We start from the raw sequence: 16,676 nt of genomic DNA on the forward strand, positions 1-16,676 counted from the left end.
TGAGATAAAAAGGCTATGTAAAACTAGTTTCATAAAGAAAATCAGAAAAGTGCCAACGAACACTTGACACAAACAACGTGGAATTGGTGCTTGTGCATCCAGCCCAGGTGTGGTATACTAGCTTTAAGGTGAAAATCAGAAAATAGACAAGTACCCCATCCGGCGCCGTCCTGCCGGATGGAAGCCGATACTTTTCAGGCGTGGGAACGATTCAGTGATGGTTATTAAATTATCGCTGGCTTGTTCCCACGCCTTTTCTGGTTCTCCCTGTATAAAACATCTTCTTACAGAGCCGCCGGGCGTTAAACGGGGAAAGGGGAAGGACATGGAAAACCAGAACATGGAGAATGTAACCCAGCAGCAGGGGGCAGGGCAGGACGCCCAGAACCAGCAGCAGGAAGAACCGAAGCTTTTCACGCAAGAGGAAGTAAGCGAGATTGTACAGCGGCGGCTTGCAAGGGCAAAAGCCGGGCAGCCTGGGGTGGACTATGCAGCCAGGGAACAGGAGCTAAACCGCCGGGAGTTACAGCTTGACGCAAGGGAGAAGCTTGCAGATGCTGGTGTATCGCGTGACTATCTCCCTCTTGTAAATTGCAACAGCAAAGAGGAAATGGAAAAAAGTATAAAACTCATTGCCGAGCTGACCGGGAAGCAGAAGAAAGCCGAAACGGGCTACCGGGTAATTTCGCACATGAAGGAGCCGGAGAAACGCGCAAGCTATCCAGACGGCGACCCGGATATCAGGGCAGCAATGGGGCTGAAAGGATAGATAGTATATGGCAATAGAATTAGCAGAAGAGTATCTGCCTTATGTGGATGAACAGTTTTCCACGGAAAGCAAGAAAGCACTGGTCACAAACCAAGATTTTTCGTGGGCTGGTGCGCATACAGTGAAGATATACAAAGTCTCTACCGGGACTATGAATGATTACGGCAGAAAAGGTGCGGTGGGTGAGAACTGGAGCCGCTACGGCAACGTGCAGAGCCTGGACGCGACCACGCAGATAATGACGCTTAGGAATGACCGTTCCTTTACGTTCGCCATTGATGCGCTCGACGCAGAGGAGACGGCGGGCAACCTTGAAGCAGCGACAGCACTTGCGCGGCAAATCCGGCAGGTAGTCATCCCGGAGGTTGACACGTATACTTTCAATCAGATGTGTATTAATGCCGGGAATAAACCCGCTGCCGCCGCACTGACGAAGGATAATATCTATCTGGAAATCATCGAAGCGAATAAAGTTCTTGATGATGCCGAAGTGCCGGAGACAGAACGGCAGCTTATCGTTACGCCGGATGTTTATCATCTCATGAAGCAGTGTAAGGATATTGTGCTGGAGACGGATATCGGCGCAGACATGCGGCTCCGTGGGGTTATTGGAAACCTAGACGGGCTGTCAGTGATGAGGGTTCCGGCTTCCAGGCTCCCCAAAGATTTCGGGTTCATGGTTGCACATCCGTGTGCGACTGTAGCGCCTACGAAGCTGGAGAGCTATAAAACGCACGAGAACCCGCCTGGTATCAGCGGTTTCCTGGTAGAAGGCCGTATCGTGTATGATGCGTTTGTCATGGAGAATAAAGCGAAAGCGATTTATTACCAGGCACAGCCAACAGACGCAAAATAAGAAAGCAGCCCCGGAGTCCTAACGGACAGCCGGGGCTTTGCAGTCCAGGGAGGTGCGACACCATGACGAACGAAGAGCTTGTAGCGCGCATCCGTGCGGGCGTGGATGAAGCGGAGAACATGCTGAACCTGTGGCAGCAGAACCGGGGGCTTATACATACCATAGCCCGGAAGTATGCCGCATATGATGATATAGAGGACTTGGAGCAGCAGGGCTATATTGGCTTGTGTGATGCCGTGCAAAACTACCGGCCGGAAGATGGAACGGTATTTTCTACTTGTGCCGGGTTCTGGATAAGGGCAAGCATACGGCGGTATATAGATAAATATTCTTCGCCAATACGTATATCAGTGAACAGGCGGGAAGATATCGCCAAATACCGCCGCATGTGTTCAGTATTTGAGCGGGAGTATGGAAAAGAACCAACCGAACAGGAAGCAAGCCGTTATCTTGGGGTGAGCCTGGAAACCCTGAAACGGATAAAGGAAGCCGCCAGCATGGCTACATTAGCGAGCCTGGATGAGCCAATAGCGGAGCAGGACGGGGAAACCACCCTTGCAGACTTGCAGCCTGGGCGTGATGATGTGGAGGGAAGCGTAGTGGATGCCGCGCAGCAGGAACAGCTAAAAGCGGTTATATGGACGCTGGTGGATGCTCTGCCGGGGAAACAAGCCCCGGTGCTGCGGATGCGCTTTCAAGAGGGGCTGACGCTGGAGGAAATAGGGGCGAAGCTAGGTATTACCCGTCAGGGGGTATGGGACCAAGAACGCCACGCTCTCCGGGAACTTCGGAAACCCAAAAGGGCGCGCCGCCTGCTGCCGTTCCGTGACGAGTACATCTCTGAACATGCGTTCCGTGGGAATGGAGCCGGGACGTTTAACCGCACCTGGACGAGCAGCACGGAAAAGCTTGCGTTAAGGCTTGCAGAGCGGTATAATTGACTAACATTTGACTAACAAAGCTATGTAAAATAATTGAAAACAGGGCAAAGATAGAAAAAGGGGAGTGCCGAGAAATGCCCGTTTTAAGCCATTTTCGGGGGATATCAGGAGATAAGAAAAAGGTTTCTGCAAGACTTTTAATCAAGTTGTCCGGGGTTCGAATCCCCGATGTCTCACTAAAAAACCTAGTAAGTAAGCGGGTTTCAAGAAGAAAAGCACTCTCGTGTTGAGGGTGCTTTTCTTCACGTTGACTGCGCTTTTTGGTTTATCCGGGGATAAATTCAAGAGTAAATGTCTCAAAAATGTCTCAGTGATAAGTAAAGAACCCGCCGAAGCAGGTTCTTTACAAGGAAAGAGAAAAAATAAAATTTTGAGGGAGTTCTCCGCAGCTTTGTGGAAGCTGCGAAGAGTGAGTTATGAAAATATATTAGCTGTTTGCTAATACATTTATAGTATAAGCGAAATCTGTGTTCAAAGTATGTTTTTTATCTAAAGAAAATGCAAAGATTATTAAAAATAAAGGTAAGCGGGAGCAGAGGAAATGAATTTGTATGATAAGCTTTTGCAATATCAATCATCCGAAATGTATCCTTTTCATATGCCGGGACATAAGCGTAGGAAAGATGATTTTGCGAATCCTTTTTTAATTGATATTACGGAAATTGAAGGATTTGATAATTTGCACCATGCGGAGGGAATTTTAAAAGATGCGCAGGATAGAGCAGCGGCTCTGTATCATTCAGAAGAGACGTATTTTTTGGTTAATGGGAGTACATGCGGTATTTTGGCGGCGGTATCGGCCTGTATGACCAGGGGTGGAAAGATTCTTATGGCAAGAAATTGTCATAAAGCAGCATATCACGCGGCATATCTAAGAGGGCTGGATATAGAATATCTGTATCCGGAGAAAGAGGATATATTTGGAATTAACGGAGGGATTCATGAGGATATTGTGGAGAAGGCTTTAGAAGAATTTCAGGATATTCAGGCCGTTATGATTACTTCTCCTACTTATGACGGTGTAGTGTCTAATGTGGAAAAGATAGCGCAGATTGTTCACAGAAAAGGGATTCCATTGATTGTGGATGAAGCTCACGGGGCGCATTTTGGATTTCATGAATATTTTCCAAAGAGTTCGGTGGAAATGGGAGCAGATTTGGTGATTCATAGTTTGCATAAGACGCTGCCTTCTCTTACACAAACGGCGCTTCTTCATGTGAATGGAAACAGGGTGGACAGAGAATGCCTGAGAAAGTTTTTAGATATTTATCAGACAAGCAGCCCGTCTTATGTATTTATGGCCGGAATGGATTCATGTGTTTGTCTTCTTGAAAAAAGAGGAGGAGAACTTTTTGAAAGTTTAAGAAGAAATCTGGAGGTTTTCTATAAACAAACGGAAAGTTTAGGATGTATTTATCTGGCAAATCATGGACTTATGGGGAAAAGCGGGATTCATGATTTTGATAGGTCAAAATTAGTAATTTCTGCAAGAAAAGCGGGATTTACAGGAAATCAGCTGGCTAATCTGTTGAGGAATAGATATCATTTGGAGCTGGAAATGGCGGGGGGAAGTTATGGATTGGCGCTGACTTCAATATCAGATACAGAAGAAGGGTTTTTGAGGCTTTCTGAGGCTTTAAAAGAAATAGATGCCTGTCTGGAAAATAAAATTGAGAAGAATACAGAGAAAAGTACTTTGACAATAGAGGATATTGTTATTAAAAATGAAGTGTGGTGCAGAATCCATGAGGCTTTGGAGAGTCCGGGAGAGTCTGTTTTGCTGGAAAAGGCAGAAGGAAAGATTTGCAGGGAATTTGTTTATCTTTATCCGCCGGGAATTCCTATGCTGGTTCCGGGTGAAATCATCAGCAGGGAGGTTTTGGGCAAAATCAGACGGCTTGTTAGGGAAGGGTATTCTGTTCAGGGAATGGCGGATTATTCTGCAGAACACATACAGGTAATGAATACTGCCATTTTTTAAAGAGTTATAAATTTTTAGATATTTTTCTAGGTAAACGCACAAATGTGTGTTATAATCTTTATTAAATGAAATGAAAATATTTTGCTGCAAAAATGTGCAGTATTCGTATATGCAGCAGAATATGAACAATGTATGTAATTAGAGATAGAAATGAACTGTTATTAAAGTACAGATAGACACAGGATGATTATGAGGTGGTAATATGCCGGGATTTAGAGATATTGTTGGACATAAAGAGGCGATACAGCATTTGGAAAGTGCGATGAAGCTAGATAAGGTTTCTCATGCTTATATTATCAATGGAGAAAAGGGTTCTGGAAAAAAGCTGTTGGCTTCTGCTTTTGCCCAGGTGCTGCAGTGCGAAAGGAAAGAGAAAGATTCCTGTGGGGAATGCAGATCCTGCAGACAGGCTGAGAGCGGAAATCACCCTGATATTATAAGGATAGTGCATGAGAAACCAAATAGCATCAGCGTAGATGAGATTAGGGAGCAGCTGGTGAATGACGTTCAGATAAAGCCATATAGCAGCAAATATAAAATTTATATTGTGCCGGAGGCGGAAAAGCTTACTGTGCAGGCACAGAATGCTTTGTTGAAAACTATAGAAGAGCCGCCGTTTTATGCGGTTATTATTCTGCTTACCGTGAATGCGTCTACATTGCTGCCTACGGTTTTGTCCAGATGTGTGATGTTGAATATGAAACCTGTATCAGATAAACAGGTGAGACAGTATCTGATGGAACATGTGCAGATTCCTGATTATCAGGCAGATATCTGCTCGGCATTTTCACATGGAAATATTGGACGCGCGATGGAACTTGCCACATCAGAAAAGTTTCAGGAGATTAAGAGCGCCGTTTTGGCTTTGGCTAGAGATGCGGCGAATATGGAAATACAGGATATTATTGTGTCTGTAAAATCAATGGTGGATTTTAAGCTGTTTATAGAAGACTTTTTTGATTTACTTGCAGTATGGTACTGTGATGTTCTGTATTTTAAGGCTACGAAGGATGTGGACGGGCTGGCGTTTAAAGATCAGGTACAAATGATTTCAGACCAGACAAGTAAGAGCTCCTATGAGGGGCTGGAAAGGATTCTGGACGGTATTCAAAAGGCAAAACAGCGTATTAACGCTAATGTAAATTTTGAATTGACGATGGAATTGCTGTTTATGACAATAAAGGAGAGTTTAGCATAATGGTAAAGATAATCGGAGTGAGATTTCGGAATGCCGGGAAGATTTATTATTTCAGTCCGCGGAAATTCCATATAAATAAAGGCGATCATGTTATCGTGGAGACTGCCAGGGGAATAGAGTATGGCACGGTGGTTATGGGTCCGAAGGAACTGCCGGAGAATGAAGTCATCCAGCCGCTGAAACCGGTAATCAGGATGGCTGATTCTGAGGATGATATGAAAGTGGAGAAAAATCATGAGAAGGAAAAGGAAGCTATAAAAATCTGTCAGGAAAAGATTAAGAAGCATAATCTGGAGATGAAGCTGATTGATGCAGAGTATACGTTTGACAATAATAAGGTATTGTTTTACTTTACTGCGGACGGCAGAATTGACTTCCGTGATTTGGTAAAGGATTTGGCATCAGTATTTAAGATGCGGATAGAACTTCGTCAGATTGGGGTAAGGGATGAAACAAAAATTGTCGGCGGTATTGGTATCTGTGGGAGAGCGTTGTGCTGCCATTCTTATTTATCGGAATTTATTCCGGTATCGATAAAGATGGCAAAGGAGCAAAATCTTTCCCTGAATCCTTCAAAGATTTCAGGAGTATGCGGGAGACTTATGTGCTGCCTGAAGAATGAGGAGGAGACTTACGAATATCTGAACAGCAAGCTTCCCGGAATTGGAGATATGGTTCAGACTGACGATGGACTAAAGGGAGAAGTACAAAGTGTTAGCGTCCTGCGTCAGCTGGTCAAAATTATCGTAGATATTGACGGGGAGAAGGAAGCAAGGGAATATAAGGCAGACCAGCTTAAGTTCAGGGCAAGGCGGAAAAAAGAGAAAATATCTGTGGATGATAAAGAGCTAAAAGAGCTGGAGGAATTGGAAAAAAAGGAAGGAAAGTCCAAGAAAGATGAAAAATAATCTGCGCCCAGGAGAACGTCTGGATGAACTGCACAGAAATGGATATAAAATTATTCAGAATGAAAATAAATTTTGTTTTGGAATGGATGCCGTGCTTCTCTCCGGTTTTGCAAATGTGAAAGAAGAAGAGATTGTGCTGGATATGGGAACAGGGACGGGAATTGTCCCGATTCTTTTGGCAGGAAAGACAAAAGGAAAGCATTTTATCGGGCTGGAAATTCAGAGCGCCAGTGCAGATATGGCGAGAAGAAGTGTAATCTATAATCATCTGGAGGAAAGGATTTCTATCGTGGAGGGAGATATAAAGGAAGCCGGGACGCTGTTTAAGCCGGCTTCTTTTGATGTGATTACGAGCAATCCGCCTTATATGACAGGGAGCCACGGTCTGGTGAATCCTGATATGGAGAAAGCGATAGCCCGGCATGAAATCTGCTGTACGCTGGAGGATGTGATTAGCCAGGCGGCCAGACTTCTTCGGGTAGGAGGGCGGTTTTATTTGGTTCACAGACCTTTCCGTCTGGCAGAAATTATACATATGCTGGTGGAATATAAGCTGGAGCCAAAAAGAATTAAATTTGTCCATCCTTTTGTGGATAAAGAACCGAATATGGTTTTGATAGAGTCTGTCAGAGGGGCGAAGTCGAGAATTACAGTGGAAAAGCCTTTGATTGTATATCAGAAGCAAGGTGTGTATACAGACGAAATTTATGATATTTACGGATATTAAGAAGCAGCCCGGGAAACAGAAAGGATTCCGGGCTTATTCCCGCGAGCAATGAGCTAGGCAGCCGCGCTTGCGCGGATATTTGGCGAATGCCGCGAGGGTCAAATACCCCGCTCATTGGGCGGAAAGAACAAACTAGGTCATGCCCCGCAGCTTGCTGCGGGGTATTTGACCTGCACAGTATGAGCAAAGGAGATAGGAGATGCAGGGAAAATTATATTTATGCGCAACACCGATCGGAAATCTGGAAGATATATCAATGCGTGTATTGCGGACGCTGCAGGAAGCGGATCTTATTGCAGCGGAGGATACAAGAAACAGTATTAAGCTTTTAAATCATTTTGGGATCAAGACGCCTATGACAAGTTATCATGAGTACAATAAAATTGAAAAGGCGTACACACTGATTGAAAAAATGCGTCAGGGTATGAATGTTGCGTTGATTACGGATGCGGGAACCCCGGGGATTTCAGATCCTGGGGAAGATTTGGTGAGAATGTGTTATGAGGCAGGAATTGAAGTGACTTCCCTTCCAGGAGCAGCAGCATGTATTACGGCGCTCACACTTTCAGGGCTTTCCACCCGGAGATTTTGTTTTGAGGCTTTTTTGCCTGTTGATAAAAAGGAAAGGCAGGCTGTTTTTTCAGAACTTTCAAGGGAAACAAGGACAATCATTGTTTATGAAGCGCCTCATCGTTTGGTTCGCACGCTGGGGGAATTTTTAGAGGCGTTGGGGGACAGGAAAATTACGGTATGCAGAGAGCTGACAAAAAAGCATGAGACAGCATTTCACACAACAATAGCACAGGCTTTGACATATTACAGAAGTACTGAGCCGAAAGGGGAGTGTGTGCTTGTGATTGAGGGAAAAAACCGGAAAGAACTAGAGCGGGAGGCGCAGGATTCCTGGAAAGAAGTCAGTATTTTAGAGCATATGGAAAAGTATCTTAGCCAGGGAATGGAGAAGAAAGATGCCATGAAGCAGGTGGCAAAGGATAGGGGAATCGGCAAAAGAGAAGTGTACAAAATGTTATTGGAATAGGATGTTCTGTTACGGGAATTTTTGGTATTGCATGTTCCGGGGAAATATGTTTATAATAACCTGTTTGGCAGATTTAAGAAGAACATAGCAGGAGGAATTAAGACAAGAGGAATCATTTAGCAAAAAAACGTGGTATTATTTTGGCGCTTGGAATGGCAGTTATGCTGGTGCCGGGAATGCGGATGGATGCTATGGAGGATGCTTATCGAAAACCATCTCTATCCGGAACCGTAAAGACCTGGGTTTATCAGGGAGACACCTATGAAGAAAGCAGAAACAGAGTATTTGCAGATGACCAGGAGGATGGGGATTTAACTACGGAACTCGTAAAAACAGGTAATATAGACACTTCTGTTTTGGGAGAACAGACGATTTCTTATGAAGTAACGGATGCAGACGGAAATACGGTACAAATGGAAACTGTTGTACTGGTACTTGAAAGGGATAATGATGGTTCGGAGGGAGAAAAGAATATACAGAGGAAGCTGTATACTCTGCCGGAAGCTTCTCATCTGACAGATATTGGGTTTGACAGGGGGTATTATCATGATAGGCAAAATCTTGGTATCTGGCTGCCTGCGGACACAGAAATGAAAGTCCGTCTGGTAAATCACGAAGAATTTAATAGGAATCTTGAATTGGGATTTATGAATGATGATTCGTATACAGAATCTTCAGCAAGTATTCCTTCCAGTGGGGAATGGGTGACGGTAAAGAATAGTTTTCGGGAAGACGGAGCTGAAAAAAGCAAGGACAGTGTGCCTTTTATAAAAACGCCGAAAGATATTTCTGTACAGCCAATTGTTGAAATTGAATGGAAGGAAGAGCTGGAAGAATTACCTTATTATAGATATGGAGACGATGAGAATACATTTTTTAGGAAATGGGATGATTCTCAGGCGCCTTTTGCGGTGATAGAAGGAGAGGCCGCTACATTCCTGGTTCCTATTTTGGACAGGGATAATATTATTAACCGTATCACAAATCAGGGAGACAGGGATGTGTATTCTTTTACGTCTATTGATGGGATGCTGGAATGGTACGGGGAATTTGTGGAACAGTATGATAGGTATTCAGGGCTGAAATTTTATCCTGGAGAAGCGGAACCTTATAATCAGAATGTGAGGGCAAAGTTTTTTATTAAAGCAAATAAACATGGCGCAGGCGCGGCTTATTATAGTCAGGATCATAGTGCAAGTAACAGTGAGAGCATGGAAGGGTATCTGGTGAAAAACTGGCTCAGCCTTCATGAGTTTGGACATGGCTATGAAGGGGCGATTGCGAAAAGGGAGCATCCTTTTGTGGAAACTACGAATAACATTATGGGGTATTATTTTGAGCAGACATACAGGGAAGGGGATTTGGGATGGATGCTTGGGTATGCCCCAATAGAGCAGAAAGCCCAAAAGTTTGCGGAACTGGGAGAGAGCGCCGAGAATAGAAGAAATTCGAAAACCACATTTATGGGGATTATAGACGGTGCATGGAACTACGGAGAAAGCCTTTTTATGTTTGTCAATGTATTGGATAAACTGGGGCCGGAAAATACGGTATCAGCTATGCATACGCAGTATCGAAAATATTATTATGAAAATAAAATGCATACATCGTCTTCGGATGTGATTATAGACAGTTTCAGCCGTGCAGGAGGATATAATGTCATTCCTTATTTTGAGGGATGGCATATTGAGCTGTCTAAGCAAAAGGAATCGCAGATTTATGACATGGATTTGCCGATGGTTTATTATCTGAAGAATCTGATAGCGGATGAGGAAAAATGTGAGGAAATACGGGAAAATTTAGGGCTGAATGGGATTTACAGCCTGGTGAGTACAGATGACTTGGCAGATACAGGGTATAAGAGCAAAGTAGAATTTCAGATTTCTATTGATAATATAGCTCAGATACAGAATAGAAACATTTTGATTAAAAACGGAGAAAAGATTGTAAAAGAAGTTTGTGTTACAGGAGAAACGATTTCGGTTGAACTTCCTGTGGGTATTTATGAAGTAGAGCTTCCAGCGCCCCGCGCGTCTGTTTATCAGTACGGAAATGAATATCTGGCAGCTTCTGAGGGAAATGTATCAAAGACATTTTCATACTCCAGAATAGAGGGGAATCCTGTAGGGGATGATATGGGATTTCGGCTGACAGGATTTGATGATGTGGAAATAGCGGCTATTTCTGTAAACTCCGCATCCGAAAAACTGAATCTGAGAATTAATCATGTAAGTCCGCATGTATATTATGATACGTCTTATATAAAGATAAAAGCAATGGATCCGAAAGGAAATGTCATTTTTAACAAAGATATGATTGGAAATGTGACAATGGAAGAAGAAGTTGGCGATTATTCCTTTCCGGTTGGTTCAACTTTAGAAATTTACCATGCCGAACCGTCAGGCAGGCTGAAGCTGGTGAGCGGTTATGACAACAGGGAGGATAGATTTAAGGCGTATGGAGCTGCCTCAGGTGAGGAAAAGACGATTACTTATGTATTGACAGAAAAAGGGCTGATGAAAAGCGGCTGGGATGAGGAAGAACAGATGGATGCGTATTTGTCCGTCCTTAAGTCTTATTCGGAAGCAATGATAGAAAATATGAGCCAAAGTGATATGGCTGATGCAGGAAAGTATCACAATGAAAAACTGATAGTGTCTGCGGCATATGATTTTCTGAATGAAGAAGCAAAGGAAAAATATAATGCGTCTTATGGAATGCTGGTTGGCATAGAACCGGAAGCTTATATGAGATATGCGAAAGTAGATTCCTCAAAGATGGACGGTTTCGCAGACAGCGAGCAGGATAAAGACGACAATGCGGCAGAGAATGCATTGGATGGAGATGAGAATACTATCTGGCATACGAGATGGACTGGGGAAGGCGTCTATGCGAATCCGGCAGAGGAGGAAAATAATACTTATACAATTCTTCTGGACGAAAATATGGACATTGGAAAACTGGAATATGTGCCCAGGACAGGGGGATCTGATAATGGAAGAATTTTATCGTATCGTATTTTTTACAGTATTACGGAAAATAGGGATGATTTTCAGGAAGTCTCGTTGGAAAATTGTACATGGGCAAACAATAAGGATGTAAAGAGTGTAGAATTTGATGCGCCGGGTGCAAGAAGAATCCGTATAGCGGCGCTGTCCACGGCAGGGGATGCAGAAGATCAAAAAAATAAATTTATTTCTGCTGCAGAGTTTCGTTTGTATGAAAAATATAAGATATCTGTTAAGAATACGTATTTAACAGATATGTATATGGATACGTCGGATCAGTCTGTACAAAGGGATCTGAATGGAAACGGGCAAGAGATTTCTCTTTCTGTAAATGAAAGAAAAAAGACCTTTGCAAAAGGAGTCGGGATGGCAGCCGGAAGTACGGTATCCTGGGATTTGGAAGGTAAGGGATTTGATACAGTGACAGCCTGGGCGGGCGTGGATGCTGGTCAGCCAGGAGAAGTGCAGGCTGTAGTAGAAATCTATGGAGACGGAAACCTTCTGTATCGCTCTGAAACGCTCGAGGGAGGGGGCTTGGCAGAGCCTGTCCGGCTGGATATTGCAGGGGTTAAGAAACTGGAAATTAAGACAATACAGGTTAAAGGAAAAGCATATGTATCCCTGGCAGATGCAAAGCTGATCAATAATGGAGACAAGCAGGAAATCACGTTGACGGTCGGGGAGTCAGCAACTGTATCGGACAATAAAGCTTTGATGCCTCAGGATAAAGGCAAAGTTATGTGGAGTTCTTCAGATAGTTCTGTGGCGTTGGTAAGTGAAGATGGGATTATTACGGCAGCGGGCAAAGGGGATGCTGTGATTACGGCAAAATATCCGCAGCAAACCTTTACCTGTACGGTGCATGTGCAGGAATTGTCAGAAGAAGCGAAGCAGGCGCTGGTACAGAGAAAGACAGATGCAGAAACGGCTTTGGAAACATATAAAAATGCCGAAGATTACCGAGAAGCGCAGAAACTGGAGCTGGCACAGGCGATAGCAGACGGAAAAGCAGCCATAGAGAAAGCGGCGGATGCCGGGGATGTGAATGCCGCGCTGGCAGCAGCAAAAGCAGTTCTTGATAAGATTAAAACAGATGCGCAGCTTACACAAGAAGAAAATCAGGGGGGGACGGTGACGCCTCCTGATAAGGATCCGGGGGAAGATGTGGCTCCTCCAGACAAAAAACCGGGAGAGAATGTAACTCCGCCAGTGAAAAATCCTGAACCTGTTCTGCCGAAAGTGGGAAGTACAGTGGAATACGGAAAGTTTATGTATAAGATTTTAACATCCGGGAGTTCTGGAGGAACGGCAGCTGTTGTAAAACCAAAGAAAAATACAGATAAACAAATAGTGGTTCCGGATACAATCGAAGTGAAAGGGTATGTGTACCGTGTAACGGAGATAAGTGCAAAGGCTTTTGGTAAATGTAAAAAGCTTGTACAGGCAACGGTTGGGAAAAACGTTACCAAGATTGGGAAACAGGCGTTTGCCGGATGTAAAAAACTAAAAAAAATTATAATAAAGTCAACGAAAATAAAGAGTATCGGAAAGAAAGCATTTTCAAAGATAAACAAAAGGGCAAAAATCCGTGTTCCAAAGAAAAAGCTGAAGAATTATAAGAAACTACTGAAAAAGTCAAAAATTGTAAAAAGTGTAAAAGTCACAAAATAAAAGATAAAAGTACGCGATAAGAGCTGCCTCAGGAGATTTCCTATGGCGGCTCTTTTTTGTACAGCGTCATAGAAAACAGGGATGCGGCATATCTTTAAGCAGAATGGCAGGAGGTGGCGGCGTATGATGAATTATTTGTGGGGAGGAATGATACTGGCGGGAATCATCTATGGGGCATTTACCGGAACTATGCAGGAGGTAACAGATGCTGCGATTTCATCTTCAAAGGAAGCGGTGATGCTCTGTGTCACAATGGTTGGAATTATGTCTCTCTGGACAGGAGTTATGGAAATTGGCAGTGAAGCGGGAATGATACAGGCAATTTCCAGAAAAATACGGCCGCTTATCCGGTTTTTGTTTCCGGATATACCAGATGGCCATGAAGCAAATAAACATATTACAACGAACTTTATAGCTAATTTCTTAGGGCTTGGGTGGGCGGCTACACCAGCGGGGCTTTGAGTTATTATAATGACAGGTTGAAAAATCCATTGAGAAATCAAGGGTTTCCGCCGAATTTAGTCCTAATGAAAAAATGTAGTTTTGCATCAAAGCATTTCTGATTTTTCATTTGGACGGCGCCGATTCAAAAGAAAATAGGAAGAAATGTCAGTAATGTAACTCAAAGTGCCTGAAAGCAATGAGTTACTGGTTTTAGTATAGCATAAGGAGGGTAGAAGGTAAACAATTTCATATTGATGATTTAGATAGGACTAAATTAGTGAATGGCAGAAATGCTGTTAAAACTAGCTTAGTCCTATTTCTTTTTACAAATTCAAAATAATAGGAGGAATGAATTTATGAAGAACAATACAGCGTTAAGTGCAGAGAAAGCGATTACTTTTATCAGCGATGCACATGAAAAATTCTACTACGAGAAATTGAAAGAGGTCAGGTATCAGGACGTGTACCACAAAGCGCTTGTATATTGTCTTGGTATCAGCGATGACACAAGAAGAAATATCAACAGCATTTATAACTTTAAGACAGGCTGTGTAAAAACGGAGTGTCTGCATGAAGGCTGGCAGACCAGCGGGAGCTTAAAAGTAGTCAGGATGGCGTTTAACCTTTACTGCAATGGTACGCCGAGTGTCCTTGACTATGATGATGCGGAGGAACAGGTGGACGAGTGCAGACGGTACACAGTGGAAGAACTGTTCTGCTGTGCCTATGCGCCTTATTTTTGGCAGGCGGTACAGATTCGTTATCCGGAATATGTAACATATAACCACAACTTGTACGCCATGCTTGGAGGACGGGATTGATGTTAAAAGTCAGGCTTATGGGAACGAAGAACGATATTAAGTGGTTCGGGAAGATTTTACAGCGTAACCCGAAAATCGAGGTGACGGAGTTTTCCGATATGTTCCCAAACAAAGGGACAAAGAAATATTACAGGACTTATGTGGAAGTCAGGAAAAGCAACGTAAAAGAAAATTAGTAGAAGCAAAGGAGAATTATCATGTGTAAAATAATCGCAATCGCAAACCAGAAAGGCGGTGTGGGCAAGACCACCACTACAAGCAATTTAGGCATAGGACTTGCAAAACAGGGAAAGAAAGTGCTTTTGATTGATGCGGACGCACAGGGCAGTCTGACCGCAAGTTTAGGCTTTACAGAGCCGGACAGTCTGGAAGTCACGCTTGCAACCATTATGGGGAACTTAATCAATGACGGGGAAGTAGAGCCGGGAGAAGGCATTCTCCACCATGAGGAAGGGATAGACCTTATGCCGGGGAACATTGAACTTTCCGGTCTGGAAGTTTCCCTTGTGAATGTTATGAGCCGGGAAACGGTACTCCGGTCATACATAGAGATTGTCCGGGAGAATTACGATTATATCTTGATTGATTGTATGCCTTCCCTCGGTATGATTACCATAAATGCCTTTGCCAGCGCCGACAGCATCTTGATACCCGTACAGGCGGCATATCTGCCCGTCAAAGGCTTGCAGCAGCTTATTAAGACAGTCGGCAAGGTAAAGCGGCAGATTAACCCGAAACTGGAGATTGAGGGGATTCTGCTTACAATGGTAGACAGCCGGACGAATTACGCAAAGGACATCAGCGCCATGCTGAAGGAGGCATACGGAAGCCGGGTGAGGATATTTGCCAATGTCATTCCCATTTCCGTCCGGGCGGCGGAGATTTCAGCGGAGGGTGTCAGCATCTACAAGCATGATCCAAAGGGGAAAGTAGCGTCAGCCTATGATTCTCTGACAAAGGAGGTAATCACCTCTGCTCGTCAGGGTGACTCGCACTTTGCTCCGCAAAGCAAGGAGGTGAGCGCAGATGGGCAGTAACGCAAAACCAAGAAGCGCATCAAAGGTTGCTCTGGAAAGTTTTGATGATTTGTTCGGCGGGAGTGCTGCACAGGAAAGCGGCGTTGAACAGATTATCAATGCGCCGCTGGCAGAGCTTTATACGTTCAAAGACCACCCTTTCCGGGTGGAGGACGATGAGAAGATGGAGGAAACAACGGAGAGTATCCGGCAGTACGGGGTGCTTGTGCCGGGAATTGCAAGACCGAGGGCGGGCGGCGGCTATGAAATCATAGCCGGACACCGCCGCAAGCGTGGCTCGGAGCTTGCCGGAAAGACGGAGATGCCTGTGGTTGTCCGCAACTACACCGATGATGAAGCTACGATAATCATGGTGGATTCCAATATCCAGAGGGAAGATATTTTACCGAGTGAGAAGGCGAGAGCCTACAAGATGAAATATGAAGCCATGAAGCATCAGGGGAAGAAGTCAGGAAGAAACACACTGGATGAGGTCGGGGAAGCTGCCGGGGAGAACGCTAAAAAAGTACAGCGGTATATCTGGCTTTCCCGGCTGTCTGATGAACTTCTTACTATGGTGGACGGTAAAAAACTCGGTTTCTCACAGGGAGTTGACATTTCCTTTCTGGCGGAGGAAGCGCAGCAGTGGGTGCAGGCAGTCATAGAGGAAAAAGGCTGTAACGTCAGCATGGCGCAGTCGGCAAAAATCAAGGAATATGGCAAGACCGGGGAGCTTACCCTTGCAATGGTGCGCCTGATACTGACGGAGGAAAAGCCGAAGGAACGGAAGGTAACACTGAAAGCGGACAAAATCAGCGAATATTTTGCGGAGGACTGCAGCAGTGAGGAAATAGAGGGCATCATCATTCAGCTATTGGATGAATGGAAGAAAAGACAATAGAGGGGAGGTGCATCAGCGTGGATGGCACAATAAAATTTGACTATTATTATGGCATCGAAGCGGAACAGTTTTCTTTTTACCGAGTTCCGAGGCTGCTGATAAAAGACGCAAGGTTTAAAGAGTTGTCCAGCGATGCAAAGCTCCTTTATGGTCTGATGCTTGACAGGCTGGCATTGTCAATCAAGAATGGCTGGCTTGACGAGGAAAACAGGGTGTATATCCATTTGAGATGGTCAAGCTTTTTTGTAACACTTACAAGGAAAAGTTTTGACATAATCATTCCTGCATTCTTTTTTCAAATGGTGTCATATATCCATTTGATGAATGTGGGCGGATATGATTGTAATACACATATACATAATCCATAGTTGCATTATTTAGTTCTTCGTCTGTTGA

The 16,676-nt window shown here is 44.1% G+C and carries 14 protein-coding genes and 2 pseudogenes; 15 read left to right on the plus strand and 1 reads right to left on the minus strand.

Annotation, left to right across the window (positions count from 1 at the left end; all coding sequences use genetic code 11):
* Positions 1-325 precede the first annotated feature (325 nt).
* The 15 genes and pseudogenes from NFR99_RS12695 to NFR99_RS15495 all read left to right on the plus strand — a co-directional run.
* Positions 326-769: a TroA family protein gene (locus tag NFR99_RS12695; protein ID WP_135976919.1), complete on the plus strand. Its 444-nt coding sequence runs from the start codon at positions 326-328 to the stop codon at positions 767-769.
* A gap of 7 nt (positions 770-776) precedes the next feature.
* Positions 777-1,625, plus strand: coding sequence for a hypothetical protein (locus tag NFR99_RS12700; RefSeq protein ID WP_251353810.1), 849 nt, complete (start codon positions 777-779; stop codon positions 1,623-1,625).
* Positions 1,626-1,687: 62 nt separating this feature from the next.
* Positions 1,688-2,566 carry a sigma-70 family RNA polymerase sigma factor gene (locus tag NFR99_RS12705; protein WP_251353811.1) on the plus strand — a complete coding sequence of 293 codons (879 nt, stop codon included), beginning with the start codon at positions 1,688-1,690 and terminating at the stop codon, positions 2,564-2,566.
* Positions 2,567-3,107: 541 nt separating this feature from the next.
* A complete protein-coding gene (locus NFR99_RS15690) occupies positions 3,108-4,547 on the plus strand; it encodes an aminotransferase class I/II-fold pyridoxal phosphate-dependent enzyme (RefSeq protein WP_251353812.1) in 1,440 nt (479 codons plus the stop codon).
* A 202-nt stretch (positions 4,548-4,749) separates the two neighbouring features.
* On the plus strand, positions 4,750-5,745 hold the full coding sequence (gene holB / locus NFR99_RS12715; protein ID WP_251353813.1) for a DNA polymerase III subunit delta': 996 nt from the start codon (positions 4,750-4,752) through the stop codon (positions 5,743-5,745).
* Positions 5,745-6,653, plus strand: a complete 909-nt coding sequence (locus NFR99_RS12720) for a PSP1 domain-containing protein (RefSeq protein WP_120484902.1) — start codon at positions 5,745-5,747, stop codon at positions 6,651-6,653. Before holB ends, NFR99_RS12720 begins: the two co-directional genes overlap by 1 nt.
* The gene (locus tag NFR99_RS12725; protein ID WP_120484901.1) at positions 6,643-7,380 is read left to right on the plus strand and encodes a tRNA1(Val) (adenine(37)-N6)-methyltransferase; all 738 of its coding nucleotides are present in this window, start codon (positions 6,643-6,645) and stop codon (positions 7,378-7,380) included. The genes NFR99_RS12720 and NFR99_RS12725 overlap by 11 nt, the downstream gene beginning before the upstream one ends.
* Before the next feature lie 199 nt (positions 7,381-7,579).
* Positions 7,580-8,419 carry a 16S rRNA (cytidine(1402)-2'-O)-methyltransferase gene (gene rsmI / locus NFR99_RS12730; RefSeq protein WP_120484900.1) on the plus strand — a complete coding sequence of 280 codons (840 nt, stop codon included), beginning with the start codon at positions 7,580-7,582 and terminating at the stop codon, positions 8,417-8,419.
* Between the two features lie 140 nt (positions 8,420-8,559).
* Positions 8,560-13,098 (plus strand): NPCBM/NEW2 domain-containing protein, encoded by a 4,539-nt coding sequence (locus NFR99_RS12735; protein ID WP_251353814.1) that lies wholly within the window; start codon positions 8,560-8,562, stop codon positions 13,096-13,098.
* A gap of 123 nt (positions 13,099-13,221) precedes the next feature.
* Positions 13,222-13,557 (plus strand): annotated as a pseudogene (locus NFR99_RS12740) (nucleoside recognition protein); the annotation flags it as partial.
* A gap of 341 nt (positions 13,558-13,898) precedes the next feature.
* Positions 13,899-14,363, plus strand: coding sequence for a DUF6075 family protein (locus NFR99_RS12745; RefSeq protein ID WP_160260537.1), 465 nt, complete (start codon positions 13,899-13,901; stop codon positions 14,361-14,363).
* A complete protein-coding gene (locus tag NFR99_RS12750) occupies positions 14,363-14,539 on the plus strand; it encodes a hypothetical protein (RefSeq protein ID WP_004070281.1) in 177 nt (58 codons plus the stop codon). The genes NFR99_RS12745 and NFR99_RS12750 overlap by 1 nt, the downstream gene beginning before the upstream one ends.
* Before the next feature lie 21 nt (positions 14,540-14,560).
* Positions 14,561-15,400, plus strand: coding sequence for a ParA family protein (locus tag NFR99_RS12755; RefSeq protein WP_160562334.1), 840 nt, complete (start codon positions 14,561-14,563; stop codon positions 15,398-15,400).
* Positions 15,390-16,280 (plus strand): ParB/RepB/Spo0J family partition protein, encoded by an 891-nt coding sequence (locus tag NFR99_RS12760; RefSeq protein WP_172551737.1) that lies wholly within the window; start codon positions 15,390-15,392, stop codon positions 16,278-16,280. Before NFR99_RS12755 ends, NFR99_RS12760 begins: the two co-directional genes overlap by 11 nt.
* 17 nt (positions 16,281-16,297) lie before the next feature.
* A pseudogene (locus tag NFR99_RS15495) lies at positions 16,298-16,504 on the plus strand (replication initiator protein A); the annotation flags it as partial.
* Between the two features lie 52 nt (positions 16,505-16,556).
* Here the strand turns inward: NFR99_RS15495 and NFR99_RS15625 are convergent.
* A complete protein-coding gene (locus NFR99_RS15625; protein WP_416388342.1) occupies positions 16,557-16,646 on the minus strand; it encodes a hypothetical protein in 90 nt (29 codons plus the stop codon).
* Positions 16,647-16,676 lie beyond the last annotated feature (30 nt).

It is taken from the genome of Hominisplanchenecus murintestinalis, assembly GCF_943193015.1.
GTDB classification, from domain to species: Bacteria; Bacillota; Clostridia; order Lachnospirales; family Lachnospiraceae; genus Hominisplanchenecus_A; species Hominisplanchenecus_A murintestinalis.

What these genes read in the sequence shown, in the direction of transcription:
- NFR99_RS12700 (WP_251353810.1), top strand. Translation starts at nt 777, where the DNA reads ATGGCAATAGAATTAGCAGAAGAGTATCTGCCTTATGTGGATGAACAG.
- NFR99_RS12755 (WP_160562334.1), top strand. Translation starts at nt 14,561, where the DNA reads ATGTGTAAAATAATCGCAATCGCAAACCAGAAAGGCGGTGTGGGCAAG.
- NFR99_RS12745 (WP_160260537.1), top strand. Translation starts at nt 13,899, where the DNA reads ATGAAGAACAATACAGCGTTAAGTGCAGAGAAAGCGATTACTTTTATC.
- NFR99_RS12760 (WP_172551737.1), top strand. Translation starts at nt 15,390, where the DNA reads ATGGGCAGTAACGCAAAACCAAGAAGCGCATCAAAGGTTGCTCTGGAA.
- NFR99_RS12695 (WP_135976919.1), top strand. Translation starts at nt 326, where the DNA reads ATGGAAAACCAGAACATGGAGAATGTAACCCAGCAGCAGGGGGCAGGG.
- NFR99_RS15625 (WP_416388342.1), bottom strand. Translation starts at nt 16,646, where the DNA reads ATGGATTATGTATATGTGTATTACAATCATATCCGCCCACATTCATCA.
- NFR99_RS15690 (WP_251353812.1), top strand. Translation starts at nt 3,108, where the DNA reads ATGAATTTGTATGATAAGCTTTTGCAATATCAATCATCCGAAATGTAT.
- rsmI (WP_120484900.1), top strand. Translation starts at nt 7,580, where the DNA reads ATGCAGGGAAAATTATATTTATGCGCAACACCGATCGGAAATCTGGAA.
- holB (WP_251353813.1), top strand. Translation starts at nt 4,750, where the DNA reads ATGCCGGGATTTAGAGATATTGTTGGACATAAAGAGGCGATACAGCAT.
- NFR99_RS12750 (WP_004070281.1), top strand. Translation starts at nt 14,363, where the DNA reads ATGTTAAAAGTCAGGCTTATGGGAACGAAGAACGATATTAAGTGGTTC.
- NFR99_RS12705 (WP_251353811.1), top strand. Translation starts at nt 1,688, where the DNA reads ATGACGAACGAAGAGCTTGTAGCGCGCATCCGTGCGGGCGTGGATGAA.
- NFR99_RS12725 (WP_120484901.1), top strand. Translation starts at nt 6,643, where the DNA reads ATGAAAAATAATCTGCGCCCAGGAGAACGTCTGGATGAACTGCACAGA.
- NFR99_RS12720 (WP_120484902.1), top strand. Translation starts at nt 5,745, where the DNA reads ATGGTAAAGATAATCGGAGTGAGATTTCGGAATGCCGGGAAGATTTAT.